Genomic DNA, 15,593 nt, shown 5'->3' on the forward strand with positions numbered 1-15,593 from the left:
ATTACAGGTACCACAACCGGTGTTGAAGACGACCAAAAAGTAACGGTTGTAGTAAAAGATGCAGCCGGTAACGAGCGTAGTTTTGAAGCCACCGTTACCAATAATGCTTACACAATAACAGGTGCAGACGTATCAGGGCTTAACGATGGCACGTTAACCGCCACAGCCACAGTCAGTGATGTAGCAGGTAATACAGCAACCGATACAGACACCGCCATTCACGATAAAACAGCCGTAACCAGCATTGATGTTGCAACAGGTGATGACGCCGTTATTAATACTGCAGAGCAAAACAATGTAGTCGTAAGCGGTGTAATTGATGAAGCCGATGAAAATCAAACCGCCACCGTAATATTTACTGATGTGAACGGTAAGGAAGTTACAGTTGAAAACGTCGCTATTGACGCAGATGGGCAATGGCGAGTTGATGCAGCAGACATAACAGGGCTTGCCGATGGTGAAATTACAGCAAGTGTTAGCGCATTAGACGTTGAGGGCAATTTAGCCACAAGCTCAACCACCTTCACCAAAGACGCCACCATTAATATTGATATTGATACTGGTGACAACGGTATTAACAGTAAGGCATTTAAAGCGGGTGAAGTAACCACGATAAACGGTACAACTGATGCTGAGGATACCTCTACCGTAACGCTTACTATTTTTGATGGTACCAACAGTGAAGTAGTAACTGCCACTGTTACAGATGGCGCTTGGAGTGTTAATGGTATTGACGTGTCTGCGCTCGATGATTCACAGCAGTGGACTATTGTTGCGGCTGTTACAGACTCTGCAGGTAATACTGCGCAAGACAGCACGCCAATACTTGATGCGCTTGATAGCCAAACACTTAATGAAAGCAATACAGGTAATGGCGGAACAAGTTCAGCGACTAGCTCAATAGAAATAGATAACGCTGACCTTACATTAAGTGAAAATCAATCAGGTCTTGAGGGTTTAAAAGTAAATGGTGATGCAGTAACTGTTACATTAGCAACTGATGGCTTATCACTACAGGTTAAAGACTCACAAGGTAACCTAGTGTTAAGTGTTGCGCTTGCGGGTGGTGAGCTTACTACCACGCTACATGCACCAATTGATCACGAAAGTGAAAGTTTACTTACTGATATTTTTGTAGACGCACTACAAACAGATGCCGATGGCACAACTGAGTTAGTAGTTGTACCAACAGCCGTTACTATTACCGATTCAGCCCCACAAAGTAGTGACGACAGCTTTACAGTAACAGAAGCCGATACCGATGCGGGTAGAGTATCAACAGGTAGCTTAGTTACTAACGATAGTGTAGTAGAGGGTGCGCCAACCGTTACAAGCGTAACATTTAATGGCACTGACTATGATGTAACAACAAGTAAACCAGCCACAATAGTAACCGATGAAGGCACATTAACGGTTAACAGCGATGGCACATGGAGCTTTAATGCTGTTGAGAACCAAGATTCTGACCCAGAACCAGAGTTTACTATTGAATACACAATAGCAGACCGCGACGGTGTAGGCAGCTCTACAAGCAAAGCCACATTTACTGTACAAGATGGCAGCGCAGCAAGTTTTATAAATCAAACAGCTACTTATACTGAAAGCGATTATGGCGTTACTACAACAAATAACAAATCCTTTGCTGTTGTGGCGGGCTCTGATGCATTAGTCGCCGATTCAATCACCTTTGATGACACTATCACAAACTTAAACGCACTTAATTTAACAAGTGCTGGTGAAGCTATTACCTTTGCTTTAAGTGCTGACGGTAAAACAATTACGGGCTCTACTAATAGCAGCGAAGTTATCCGCTTTAGCGTAAGCGCAACCCAAGATGCAAATGGCAAAGATTTAGATACCACCGTGCAAACAGTAATGAGTTTACCGATTGATAACCCTAGTGGGAATCGTGTTAACTTTGCACTTTCGCTCAATGGTGAAGATAGTGATGGCACCGCAATCGGTGGTGCTGGTAACGTAATCATTCGTATTAATGATGGCGGCACGCCAGAAGTTGCAGATACTACAGCAACACCAATCAATATTGACGAAAGTGGCTTAGATCCATCTAACAATGTTTCAGTGACTCAACAAGGTACCGTGAGTACAACGTTAGGCAGTGATTCGTTAAAATCACTTACTTTTTCTACCGACTCGCAACCAAAGCTAACCGCAGGTGGCGTAGCACTTGTATACACCTTAAGTGACGACGGACTTACAATAACCGCCAACACAGGTGACGGCACAGAGACAATATTTATTGCAACGTTACCTGTAATTGATGGTACAGCAAGCCAAAACTTAACTTACGACTTTACATTATATCGCCCATTTGATAACGATACAGGCGGAACAGCTGTTCCATTGCAAGTAGACGTACAAGACACTGATGGTGATAGCGATACAGCAACGTTAAATATTACCGTTAAAGATGGTGGCGCTGAGCATACTCAAAATAATATTGATTTAACTGTTTCTGAAACACCTAACAGCGTTGCAGATAGCAACGAAGACGGTGACAACCAAGCAAATACCGATACCGATAACACCTTTAAAGTAACCGCTGGCTTAGATGACGTAGTGGACATGCAAGTTGGTATAACAAATGGAACTGCAGTTTTAGATAGTGGCGGCAATCAGTTAACGCAAACCACGCTTGATAAAGATGGTAATAAAGTAACCACTAACATAGTTTGGTTGATAGGCAGTGACGGTACGGCGCAAGGTATTTTAGAAGGCACTTCAACAGAAGTCTTTAAAATTACGCTACCAGATGTAAATGTAGCAGCACAAACATCTGAAACCTACTCAATTTCATTTGAAATAACAGGTGCAATAGATCACACAGGTGTTACCACCGATGCTCCTCAAATCGTGATCCCAGTATATACAAAAGATACCGATGGCTCACAGGTTACAAGTAACGTCACGGTGACATTAAACGACGGTACCGACCCTGCAATAGCTGACTCAGCTGCAAGTGTTGATGAGGCTAGCCTTAGAGGTAATGACTCAATTACAACTACGGGGCAAATTACAGTTACTCAAGGCTCTGATGAAGTTGTAGAAATTAAGCTTGCAGATGACTTTATAACAACCTTTAACAACGAAGGTTACGTTACTGCGGATGGAAATAATGCAATTACCCTTGGTGATAAAAATGGTAATGACTGGTATATAGCTAAAGCCAATGGTGAAGAAGTATTCCGTATTAAATTTAATCCAGATGGTTCTTACACTTATAAGCAATCTGTAGCAATAGAACACCCTGATGCTGACGGAACAAATACGCAAGATATCAGCTTTGATGTAACTGCTGTTGATGCTGATGGCGATACTAATAACGCAGCAGTGACTATTAAAGTAACTGATGATACACCAACAGTAGATACCACACCTGTCGCTGTTAACCTTGTTGAGGGCGGCGGTAAAACACTCGAACTGCTTGATATTACTAGCAGTAACTTTGTTGGTAACACCAATAACCCAGGTGCAGATGGTGCTAAATTAGCTTCATTTATTTATGGTGGTACAACGTACACTGCGTTTGACTCAGGCTCTGATTCAACCGGTAACTATAAAGAAGTTGCCTTTAAAGGTGAGAGTAACGGTGATACGTCTGGCACATTAAGAGTATACGAAAGCGGTAAAGTAGTGATTACAACTGACGAGTTTGCTCAAAGCGCTGACGAGGATTTTACAGACTCAATTAGCTATACCGTTATCGACAACGATGGTGATGCCGCAACAGGAAGTATTGATTTAACAATAAGTGATTACAAAGGTGAGTTAACCGTTACTGCAACGGACATTAACGAAGATGCCATTGACGGTAGCGGTAATGCTAACAATGCACGTAGTGAAGTAACCATTACCATTGACAGAGGTGATATTACTGACCAAGACGAGACAGTAAGTGAAATAAAAATTGAGGTGGCGTCTTTACAAGGCGGAGAGCTTTACCTTAATGGTAACTTAGCTACAGACAGTGCCGATGTTACAATTGTGGATGGCTATTACGTATTTACAGGCGCAGCATTAACTACTAACGCTGATGAAACAGTGACAGTTGCTAATTTAACTTTTCAATCGGCAGAAAACAGCTCCGATTTTTCTAATACGGTTGAATTTAAAGTTGAAACCACAATAACCATTAAAAATGGTGGAACACCGCGAGAATTAAACGATTCGACTACCATATCAGTTGAATCAGTAGCGGATGCCCCAGAGTGGAATGCTGGTAATACTTACGAATACACCCTAGATGAAGACTCACCTGAAAACCTCACTATTAGTGCAGCATTAACTGATACAGATGGCTCTGAGAAATTGACTTATGTTATTTCAGGTTTAGACGATAACTTAGTACTTAAAATTGGCGGCAGAACAATAACCGAAGGTTCAATACTCACACAAAGTGAACTTAATAACTTAACGGTTAGCAATAAATTGCATGCAACTGGCGAATATACGTTTGATATTCAAGCAACAAGTACAGAAAAAGACAATAACAGCACAGCAACGGCTGATAAACAAACGGTTACAGTAACGATTGATCCAGTAGCCGACGCGCCAAAACTAGCTGTGCGCGTTGATACAATTAACGAAGATTCAAACCCTCAACTGAGTGACCTAATAAACGGACAGCTCGTTGATACAGATGGCTCTGAGCGCCTCAAGTACGAAATAGAAATACCAACTTTTACAGATGCTAATGGTAATGATCAAGTCGTTAAATTATTAGATGGTAATGGAGATGAAGTAGCGCCAGTTGATGGTGTTTACACTATTTTTGACACTGACTTAGCAAATTATACGCTTAAGTTACCTGAGCATTTAGCGCAAGAAGAAATTGCACTTAAGGTAAATGCAATTAGTGAAGAAGTTGTAGATGGTAATGTTGTTAGTAGTGCAGAAACTGGGGTAAAAGAATTTACCTTTAAAGTAGTGGGTGTTGCAGATTCACCTGTATTAAAAAGCAATAATGACTGGGCATACGACGACACAGGGCTTACTTTAACAAATACCACCGGTGTAGAAGATGAATTACTCACGCTCGACTTTTTATTCGAAAGTGAAGACACCGATGGCTCAGAAACCGTTAGTTTAGTAATTTCAGAATTACCCGATGGTGTAACGCTTGTAAATGCAACAACGGGAGAGCCTGCTAATTTACCTGTTGTAGGTATTGGCGCTAATGGCAACCCTAAGTACAGCTTGTTAGCCAGCGAGGCTGGTAATTATGCATTAAAACCAAGTGCTGATTTTAGCGGTAACGTTGACTTTAATATTACAGTGGTGACTACTGAGCCCGATACCGGTGAATTTAATACTAAAGATACTGAAATTAAGGCAAGTGTTACATTTACGCCGGTTATTGACTCCACCAACTTAAATACAAATGTTGTTGGCAATGAAGACAGCCAAATCTCACTTAAATTAAATCCTGAACTCTCAGATATTGATGGCTCTGAAAGTATTACAAAAGCGATTATTAATAGTATTCCAGATGGTACAACGCTTTATATAAACGGCATTGAAACAGCTGTTGGTAGTGGGCTAGATGTTACTGACTACTTAAATACAGATAGTGTTACGCTCAAACCTGATGAAGATTACTCAGGCGAGCTTAGCGTTGGTATAACTTACACGGTACAAGATACTTCTGCTGCTGTATCAAGTGATATAAATGCAAATATTGCGGTAACCGTTAATGGCAAAGTAGATGTAGCCTCAAGCATTGAGGCTGACGGCGCTGTTACTCGTATCGAAACCACAAATGAAACCATTACTAATGAAGGAAGTGGTAATGAGCGTCAAATTAATTTAACTGGCGTTGCATCATTCATTGAAGAAGATATTGATGGCTCTGAGCATATAACATACATCGAAATTATCTTGCCAGAAAACTCCTCATTAAAAGTTATTTACATGCAAGATGGTAAAAATATAGCTTCGCCAGATGGGACTGGCCGCTGGGTTATTCCTATAGACGCTGGTACAAGTGACGCTGGTACAAGTGACGCCATAAACGATTTACTTAATAACGTAATTATTGAAGCTAACTCATCTACTGGTTCTGACGTTGATGTGACAGTTAATGCACGCGTTAAAGACGGTGACGACAGCGCTCTTGTTAGTGGTAACTTTAAAGTACGGTTTAATATTGATGGCGAAGGTGAAACGACTACTGCATCGCCAGTTAATAAGTTACAAATAGAAAATGTTACGGCTGATGAAGGCGGTAGCGTTACTTTTGAGGCAAGTGACTTTAATTTAGGGGAAGATTTATCTCAAGATGCTGATGACAACTATAACGATGTAATCACTATTTATGTTGAGCAGAGCAGCTTGCCAGAAGGCTTCACTATTGAGGGCGATGGTATAATAGCAGTAGAAACAGACACGGGTATAGAGTACATAATTCCTGAAAGCTCGCTAAGTACAATGGTTATTAACAGTAACGATAGTGACTACTCTGGCTTATTAGAGATTCCAGTAAAAATAGTTGCCGTAGACCCGAGTGGCGACCGCGAAATAGATGAAAACCAATCACTACGTGTGGATATTAACCCTGTTGTTGATGGTGGCACCCTAACAGCTGCAACGCAGGCAATTAGTGAAGACAATACAAATACATCACTTGGTATTACGTTTACCTCAACAGACGAAAGTACAAGTTCGCAAGATGGCGGTATTGAAGAAATTGACTTTACTCAGGCAATAACAATTGAGTTACCAGATGGAGGTACATTATATGACCCTTCGGGTAATTTTGAGTTACAAACTGACGGCAGTTATTTATATAAAGGTGATGGCAGTACATTTGACGCTGATTTAGCCGGTGTTGGGATTAACCCACCTGAAAATGCCAAAGGCGACTTTGATATTAATATTAGTGCAACAATAGTAGATAGAGCCACGCTTTCGACAGGTGAAGTAAAAGCTAGCTCTACTATTAACCAAACAATTACAGTAAACGTAACACCTGTAACAGACGGTGTAACGCTTACTGCTAATAGCGTTACTGGCAATGAAGACAGCGAAATTATACTTACGGGATTAGCGGCTACTTCGCGAGATGACTCCGAAACTACCTATTTTACAATTAGCGGAGTACCAAAAGGTGCCACCCTAATTGATGCGGTAACAGGTGAAGAGCTACAAATAATTAATAATGGTGATGACGGTTCAGAAAATGGCACAACGAGCTGGACTATTCCACGAAGCTTACTTGAAGGAAATGCCGATAACATTGTATTACTACCTCCTCTGGATTTTAGTGGAGACATAACACTAAGCTTAAATGCGATTAGCCAAGATGGTACACAGGGCGAGTTATTACAGCAATCACAAAACTTTATTGTGAGTGTTAACCCTGTAGCCGACAGACTTGATTTTAGTCAAAAACCAGAAGATAACTATTCAGGTGACGAAGATAGCAACGTAACTATTGATCTTGCTGCCTTTAGCACTGAGGCTGATGGTACTGAGCAAGTGCAACTTAAAGTTATTATTAATGGCGATTCTGATGAATCTGCATTAGCTGGGTTAGAAAATGGCTATATAGAACTTGCCGATGGTACTAAAGTTAACTTTGCAAAAGAGGGTAATAACTATATTGCTACCGTAACAAGCGAAGAAGGCAGTGGTATAGAAAACTTTGACTTTAACGCTGGTGGCCTTGCGTTTGGCACATTTAATATGAGCGTTGAGGTAGCGACTATGGATAGCGCAGTTATTAATGGTGAAACCGTTACTGTAACGGGCACACCTGAAACGTCAGACTTTATTGTAGAGTTAGAACCACAAGCAGATGCGCCGTTATGGACAGCCGCTGAGGATGTTACAAGTAATTCAACTAATAATATTGCACTTAACCTTGATGTTGATTTACAAAACCCAGCAGCAGATGAAACCGGCTTTATTGAAATTACTGGCTTACCTGACGGTTATAACTTTAACTTTGGTGAAAAGGTAGGTGGTACATGGACTGTTAATATCAATGATATTGAGTCACTTGAGATTGTAAATGCGGATGCTGGCGATAGTTTTGACTTAACGTTAACTGCATTTTCAACACTTAACGGTGAAACTCAAGCAGCTTCGCCTGAGGAAATCAACGTGACTATTTCTGAGTCGGCTACAACTAGCTCAGCGCGTACCGCAAGTGCGAGCGGCGACAGCGCGCCTGATTATGGTGATATGTCTGGTAGTGGTAATACAGCACATGATGAGACAATTGCAAGTATGACCAGTGGCGATCAAAACTAATGAAGCTAATCCTAAACCGAGAACAAATACTGGCATTGGGCAAGCATATTGCCGATGCCCTGCATTTGCGCCATCAAAGCGACAACTTGTTACTTGGTTTACCAAGTAATGAGTTTTCGGCTCATCATTTAGAGCAAGCATTAAGTAATATTAATGTGAGTGCGCAGCAGCAAACTACGCCAAAGCATTATGCTTACCCTGCTTTGGTGCTTGATAAAGAAGGCTACTTTTGGTTTTTTGAAAACGATGGTAAAAGTACCTTTAGCTCACTTGATGAAGCAAAACCTAAACAATTAAGTGATATTGATAAAGAGCTTATTTGGTACTTGTCGCACGATAATGTAACAGATGAGCGCTCAGAAAAACTTCATACCCGTATTCCTAGTTGGTTAAAGCCGGCATGGGATCAAGTAAAACCATTTTATAACTCATTGTTACTCGCCTCGCTAACCGTTAATTTATTAGCTTTAGTGGTGCCGTTGTTTACCATGAACGTATACGACCGTGTTGTGCCTAATGCTGCACTTGATACGTTATGGGTACTGGCAACCGGTGCAACAATAGCTATTGTGTTTGACTGGTTATTAAAGCAAGCACGTGGAAATTTAACCGATGCGGCTGGCAGGCAAATAGATTTACGTATTAGCAGCATGTTATACGCAAAAGTGCTGGGTATGCGATTAGAGCAGCGACCTGCATCTGCTGGTGCTTATGCAAAACAAGTGCAAGACTTTGATAGCGTGCGAGAGTTTATAACCTCAGCAACCCTTGTATCGGTAATCGATTTGCCTTTTACATTGCTGTTTTTAGCACTTATTTTTTGGTTAGGTGGCTTAATTGTTTTAATACCGATTGTAGTACTTACTTTGGTTGTTATTACAAGCGCAGTATTACAAGCAAGACTGAGTGAAAGTGTTGAGCAGGCATCTAAGTTATCGACCCAGCGCCAAGCGTATTTAATCGAAAACCTAAACCAGTTAGTAGAGCTTAAACAAATGAACGGTCAAGCAAGTGCGCAGCAAAAGCTTGAACAAACACTCGCACAAATGGTTGATTGGCAAAATAAATCACGCCACAGTGCAACAACGCTTACACACACCGTAGGAAGCCTTAGCCAATTTACCAGTATTGCGCTTATTGTATTTGGTGTTTATTTAATTAGTAACGGCGACATAAGCATGGGGGCACTAATTGCTATTGTTATGCTGAGTGGGCGTGCATCGAGTTCTATTTCGGCTTTAGCTGGGCTTGTTTTAAAATATAAACAAACACAAACAGCCATTGAGTCGGTTAAAAATATAATGGCGCTTGAGCAAGAACAAAATAGTGGCGAAAACACGATTAATGCGCCTGTAAATGGCAATATTACAGCCCGCCATTTGAGCTTTCAATACCATGAGCAAGAACTTGAGGCAGTGCACAGTATTAACTTTGAAATTAAGCAGGGCGAAAAAATAGGTTTATATGGCCGTGCAGGCTCTGGTAAGTCTACCTTGCTTGCAATTATTGCTGGGCAGTACAGAGCTACATCGGGTCAGCTTTTAATTGACGACATAGATATAAGACACTGGTCGTTAAGTGCGCTGCGTAAACAAAGTGGCTGGGTAGCGCAAAGCCCCAGCTTGTTTTATGGCACAGTGCTTGAAAACATTACTCTAGGCGCACAAAGTATAACCCCAACAAACTTAACCAATGCGTTAGTTAAATCTGGCGTAAGCCGATTTATTGACCGTTTAGAATCGGGGCTTGAAACTCAAGTAGGCGAGTTTGGTCGGCTTTTATCGGGCGGACAACGTCAAGCTGTATGTATTGCCCGCGCTTTGTTAAAAGACGATAACGCATTACTTATTTTAGATGAGCCTTCGTCGGCAATGGACGACGGGCACGAAAAGCTCCTTATTAAAACCCTTCAAGAGCGCACTGAAACGGTTGTTATTTCGAGTCACCGTAAAGATATGCTGTCTATATGCGACAGAATATTTGTGCTCGACCATGGTCGCTTAAAAAGTATAGAAACCCCAAGCTCATTATTTAGTAATAAAGTGCATGGTGGTGTAAAGCTAGTAAGTAAAAAAGTGACAAGGGTGAATAAAACAGAGACTGGGAGTTCATCTAACTAATGGCTGATTTATATATGGGGCAGCTACAAGCTGCTAAACAAGCTAAGAGATTGGTTATTATAGTTTTTGTATTGCTTTTTACTGTGGTTTTATGGGCTAAATTTGCTAAGCTAGAGGAAGTTGTTGTAGGCCAAGGTGCTGTTATACCAGTACAGCGTGTTCAAACTATAGAAAATCTTGATGGTGGCATTTTAAAAGAAGTATTAGTCAAAGAAGGTCAGCTTGTTGAGGTGGGGGATCCGCTGTTATTAATTGATGAGACTCGTTTTGCAGCTGCTTATGCAGAATCAAACCAAGAACTTACGTCGTTATTAGCAAGGCGTAATCGTTTGGTGGCAGAGCTTAAAAGTGTTGTTTTAAATGATAAAAGTAGTTTTGGTGCCGATATAGATCGTTTAGAAATACCTCGAAAAGATATAACCGTAGATGTATACAAACAAGCATACAATACGTATACCTCAAGACTTACTCAGTTAGAATCTCAGCTTCAGCAACGCACTCAAAACTTAATGCAGCAAGAGCAAGCAAGTGTTGAGCAACGTGCAAATATATCGGCACTTAAACAAAACTTAAAACTTATCGCCAGAGAAGTGCTGCTAACACAAGGGGCGGTAGATGCCGGAGCCGTTGCTGAAATGGAATTAGTTAAGCTACAGCGTGATGAAATTGCTATGAAAGGCGAACTAAACCAAGCGAATGCGTTGTTACAGCAATTAAAAGCGGCAAAAAGCCAAGTTAAAGAAGAGCGTAAAGCAATTGTTTTTGATTATTTGGCAGATTCACAAAATCAATTAGATGAAGTAAGTAACGAGCTGGCTAAAATTCAACAAAGTAGCAAGTCGCTAGAAGATAGGCTTATTAAAGCACAAGTAAGATCGCCGGTGCGCGGAACTGTAAAAAATATTGTGTCGCGCTCTATTGGCAGTGTTATAGACCCCGGTGAGGTAATGATGGAAATTGTTCCTCAGAATGATTTGCTCTTAATTGATACCAAAATTCAACCAAAAGATATTGGCTTTATTAGAGTGGGTATGAAAGCAAAAGTTAAATTTACTGCTTACGACTTTGTAATATATGGAGGGCTTGAAGGTGAGGTCACTTATATAGGTGCTGATGCTCAGTATCTTGAAGATGGAACTGCTTACTACCAAGCTTATATTAAAACAACAATAAGCCAAATAGCAGAGCAACCTATCATTCCAGGAATGCAAACACAGGTAGATGTGATTACTGGAAAAAAAACTGTTTTAGATTATTGGCTTAAACCTTTGCTTAGAGCAAAAGCCAATGCAATGCGTGAACCATAATAGGAAGATTAAATGCGTACATTAGGACTACTCTCTGTTTTAGCCTTAACCCCAGGATTATCGCATGCGTTAACGCTTGAACAATCCGTAGCTGAGACGTTAAATACTAATCCGAGATTAATGCAAAAATATGCGAGCTTTGAAGCTAAATATCGTGATAAACGCAGTGCGTTTAGTGAATATTTACCACAAGTTCGTTTATATGCAGCATACGGATATGAAAATGTTAATTATAAATCAGGCCAAGAACTTGATAGTGAATTAAATCGTAGAGAAATTGGTTTAAAAATAACACAAATGTTGTTTGACGGTTTCAGAACCTCATCTGAGGTTGCACGATTAGATAATGAAGCAAAAGCTGATCAATTAGGTCTTATATCGGCTGCTGAAAATATTAGCCTTGAAGTTGTGCAGGTATATTTAGATTTACTTAAATCGGTTGAGTTGGTGCACTTGTCTGAGCAAAATATCGAAATACACAGAAAAATATTAAATGATATTGAACAACGTCGTAAACGTGGTTTATCAAGTGATGCCGATGTAGCTCAGGTGCAATCTCGACTTGCTACGTCGCAATCAAGCCATTTAGCTGCGCAAAATAACTTGCAAGACATTAAAGCAAATTATTATGATTTAGTAGGGCAATATCCTGAAGATTTAATGATTCCAAAAGCGGATGAAACATACTTACCTGCAACTCTTGAAGACGCTGTTAGTATTGCTAAAAAATCACATCCAGAAATAGCCGCTGCTATTTTTGATATTGAAGCCGCTAATAGTCAAATCGAAAGAGAAAAAAGTGATTATTGGCCAAAAGTAAGCTTAGAATTTGATGTGGCTGATAATAACAATATTACAGGTGCACCTGGTCGCGATGAAAACGGGCGAGTAATGCTTACTATGAGCTACGATTTGTATAGCGGTGGACGTACTAATGCACAAACTGATGCGGCAAAATGGCGTTACCAAGAAGCGGTAGCGGTTAAAGATACTACGCACCGCCAAGTTGAAGAAGCAACTAATTTTGCATGGAATGCAAATATGTTTTTAGCGAAACAAAAAGGCTTTTATCAAGAAAATGTTGGCTTTGCAGAGGTTGCCCAAAGAGGTTATGAGCGTCAGTTTGATTTAGGACGACGTTCACTTTTAGACGTGCTTGATTCTCAAATTGAGCTTTTTACTGCTCGTCGTAATTATATTGAATCGGATTATGATCAGCGTGAAGCGAGCTTTAGATTAATAAACGCTACTGGGCGATTAGTTAAAGCTTTGAGAGTTGATAAGCCTGATGCATGGCTATTAGGAGATAGATAAGTATGAAAAGTATTATGTTTTTAAGTGCTGCGTTACTGCTATCTGGCTGTGCGAGTGATGTGAAAAAGTATGAGCATCAAATTCAATCAAACGATTTATTTGATCAAGACCGCGACGGTGTTATTAACGCCAGAGATAAATGCGCAGATACGCCAATTGAAGTGATTACTAATAATGATGGTTGCCCAAGCGAAAAAGAGGTTGCAACCTTTCGAAATATTGTAATTGAGTTTGGTTACGATAAATCTACGTTAACAGATGCTGCTAAGCTAAAGATATCTAACTTTGCAAAAAGTGTGGTGGATTTACCTAATATCACTATTTTATTAATTGGTGATACGAGCACTGAGGGGTCATTACAATACAATCGTAAGCTTGCTTTAAAGCGAGTGGAGAGTGTTAAAACGGCTTTGTTAGCGCATAACGTTAAAAATATTGAGATAAAAGAACAGACGTTTATTAATTCAAAAAATATTCCAAAGTCGCTCGCGGGAAGAAAAACACGTGTTATTGCTTTAGTTAGCGGTGAAACCTCTGTTGAGCTAGAAAGGCAATTTGATGTATATAACACAGGAAATTAAACGCGATACTAAATAAAATTTTATATTTATAAGCCCTTTTTAAGGGCTTTTTTTATAAGCGCTTATTTATTATGGATTTTAAGTTTACATTAATTTTGTTATGTCATTATATGTGAAATGCTTAGCCTTATGGGCAATACAAATTAAATTAAAGCATTACTCATTTCAACGGGTTAAAACTTCATTAGCTGCAATAAATATTAATATAAGTAATTGTATATTGAATATTTAACGTTGTTATTGAGCTTTTAACCGCCGCTATAATTAACCATTTACTTGATGATACAAAAGGATGTTTTAATGGTGATTCAAAAAAAGCTTAAACAAAAAACACGTCAGTTTATAGATTCTAAACACATGCTTACGGGAATTACAGTGGCGTCGTTTTTAGAGTCCACAATAGTGCCTATTCCGCTTGAAGCGGTGCTAGTGCCGTTAATGCAGGCACGTCGTGAAAAGCTATGGCTTATAGCATTAATGGCGACCTTGGGCTGTGTAGTGGGTGCATTGTTTGGTTACGCGCTTGGTTATTACTTATTTGATGCAGTTGGTGATTGGATTATTAATACACTTTCGAGCCCTGAGCAATTTGAGAGCGTTAAACAAAAAATGCAAGATCAGGGTTTTTGGTTTGTTATAACGCTGGGCATTGTGCCTATTCCGTTTCAAATAGCGATGCTTGCAGCGGGGGCGACTAAATATTCAATATGGTTATTTTTACTTGCTAGCGCAATTGCGCGTTCTATTCGCTATTTTGGGTTAGCGATTGTGGTGTATTACGCGGGTAATCAAGCTGAGCGTGTTATTAGTAAGCATAAAACAAAGGCGATGGTTGGCTTAACAGTTTTAATATTAGGCGCATGGGGAATAAGTACCCTTATTTAATATAAATGTGTTTAGCTTTTCTGTGCACCGCACTTTTGCATGTTGGACAGAAAAATTTGAAATGTTAGCTTATTATGGCTGTAGATTAGATGATGACTCCCGATACGCTTAGCTTAAAGCTAAGCCGCTTTATGCATATTACTTGGTTAAACAAGCTGTTAATGCTTGGCCTACTTTCTTATATTGTTATTTTTTGTATTTACTGTTTAGTTAATTATCCGCTTCAAGATTTACATAAAAATACTTATGGTTTGGCGACTGAGTTTATTAACTTGGTCATTATTGTGACTGTTTTTTGGGTTGTACAATGCTCACAATTAGCAAAAAAAGCGTATATATTTGTAAGCTTAGGTTTAATTTTATGGATTATGGGTATAACAGCACAGCTCCTTGGGGATGTAGTTATACTGCCTTATTGGATAAGCCTGTATTTAGATAGTTTTTGCAGAACCATAGGAATAACTATTACGGCTTATGGCTTATTTAAAACCATATCGTTTATGCAAAAAATGCATAACCGCTTAGCGCAAGAATTTATAATAGACGATTTAACTCAAGTTTATAACAGGCGCTGCTTTTACAAAGAAGTTAAGAATGCGACTGCGGTACTGTACACAATTATAATTATTGATATAGACCATTTTAAATTAATTAATGATGACTTTGGTCATGATATGGGCGATAAAATTCTTAAAGAGTTTGCACAAAAAATTAATGCTTTATTTGAAAATGAGAATATTTTTGCACGCATTGGCGGTGAGGAGTTTGCGGGTTATTTTCCATCAAGTAACACTGATGAAATAGTTCAGTTTTCTGAAGATATTTTGAATGTTGCACGCACTATTAATATTAAAGATGAACGTTTTGTATCTGTGAGTATTGGCATTGCTAAAAATACTCAATGTGAGCCCTTTGATAGCGTGATAAAACGTGCTGATCAGGCATTATACAAGGCTAAAAATAGCGGGCGTGATCGCTTTGAAATAGCTCAGTAACGCATTTTAACCAAGTGTAAACTTCGTCCTTATTGTTTGCACATTTACTACACTTTTTAACGTTTTCGTAAAGAAGTGTCAGTGCAGGTAATGCTTTGTAAATCATGAAATTAAAAT

General features: G+C 39.6%; 7 protein-coding genes. All 7 read left to right on the forward strand.

Annotation, left to right across the window (positions count from 1 at the left end):
* Positions 1 to 8,274 (forward strand): T1SS-143 repeat domain-containing protein (locus AAEY68_RS11205; protein WP_350585934.1); only part of this gene is annotated, 8,274 nt, incomplete at its 5' end.
* Positions 8,274 to 10,394 (forward strand): ATP-binding cassette domain-containing protein, encoded by a 2,121-nt coding sequence (locus AAEY68_RS11210; RefSeq protein WP_024593711.1) that lies wholly within the window; start codon positions 8,274 to 8,276, stop codon positions 10,392 to 10,394. The genes AAEY68_RS11205 and AAEY68_RS11210, both read left to right, overlap by 1 nt.
* Positions 10,394 to 11,701: an HlyD family type I secretion periplasmic adaptor subunit gene (locus AAEY68_RS11215; RefSeq protein WP_024593710.1), complete on the forward strand. Its 1,308-nt coding sequence runs from the start codon at positions 10,394 to 10,396 to the stop codon at positions 11,699 to 11,701. Before AAEY68_RS11210 ends, AAEY68_RS11215 begins: the two co-directional genes overlap by 1 nt.
* Positions 11,702 to 11,713: 12 nt before the next feature.
* Entirely contained in the window at positions 11,714 to 13,015 is a 1,302-nt protein-coding gene (locus AAEY68_RS11220; protein WP_024593709.1) for a TolC family outer membrane protein, read from the forward strand.
* Between the two features lie 2 nt (positions 13,016 to 13,017).
* Positions 13,018 to 13,596, forward strand: coding sequence for an OmpA family protein (locus AAEY68_RS11225; protein ID WP_024593708.1), 579 nt, complete (start codon positions 13,018 to 13,020; stop codon positions 13,594 to 13,596).
* A gap of 300 nt (positions 13,597 to 13,896) precedes the next feature.
* A complete protein-coding gene (locus AAEY68_RS11230) occupies positions 13,897 to 14,481 on the forward strand; it encodes a YqaA family protein (RefSeq protein WP_024593707.1) in 585 nt (194 codons plus the stop codon).
* A 92-nt stretch (positions 14,482 to 14,573) separates the two neighbouring features.
* A complete protein-coding gene (locus tag AAEY68_RS11235) occupies positions 14,574 to 15,476 on the forward strand; it encodes a GGDEF domain-containing protein (protein WP_024593706.1) in 903 nt (300 codons plus the stop codon).
* Positions 15,477 to 15,593 lie beyond the last annotated feature (117 nt).

Source organism: Pseudoalteromonas sp. RB2-MNA-CIBAN-0110 (genome assembly GCF_040309305.1).
Lineage (GTDB): Bacteria > Pseudomonadota > Gammaproteobacteria > Enterobacterales > Alteromonadaceae > Pseudoalteromonas > Pseudoalteromonas arctica.

Bases quoted from the DNA above. Each gene is read 5' to 3' on its own strand.
- AAEY68_RS11210 (WP_024593711.1), top strand. From the start codon at position 8,274: ATGAAGCTAATCCTAAACCGAGAACAAATACTGGCATTGGGCAAGCAT.
- AAEY68_RS11215 (WP_024593710.1), top strand. From the start codon at position 10,394: ATGGCTGATTTATATATGGGGCAGCTACAAGCTGCTAAACAAGCTAAG.
- AAEY68_RS11220 (WP_024593709.1), top strand. From the start codon at position 11,714: ATGCGTACATTAGGACTACTCTCTGTTTTAGCCTTAACCCCAGGATTA.
- AAEY68_RS11225 (WP_024593708.1), top strand. From the start codon at position 13,018: ATGAAAAGTATTATGTTTTTAAGTGCTGCGTTACTGCTATCTGGCTGT.
- AAEY68_RS11230 (WP_024593707.1), top strand. From the start codon at position 13,897: ATGGTGATTCAAAAAAAGCTTAAACAAAAAACACGTCAGTTTATAGAT.
- AAEY68_RS11235 (WP_024593706.1), top strand. From the start codon at position 14,574: ATGACTCCCGATACGCTTAGCTTAAAGCTAAGCCGCTTTATGCATATT.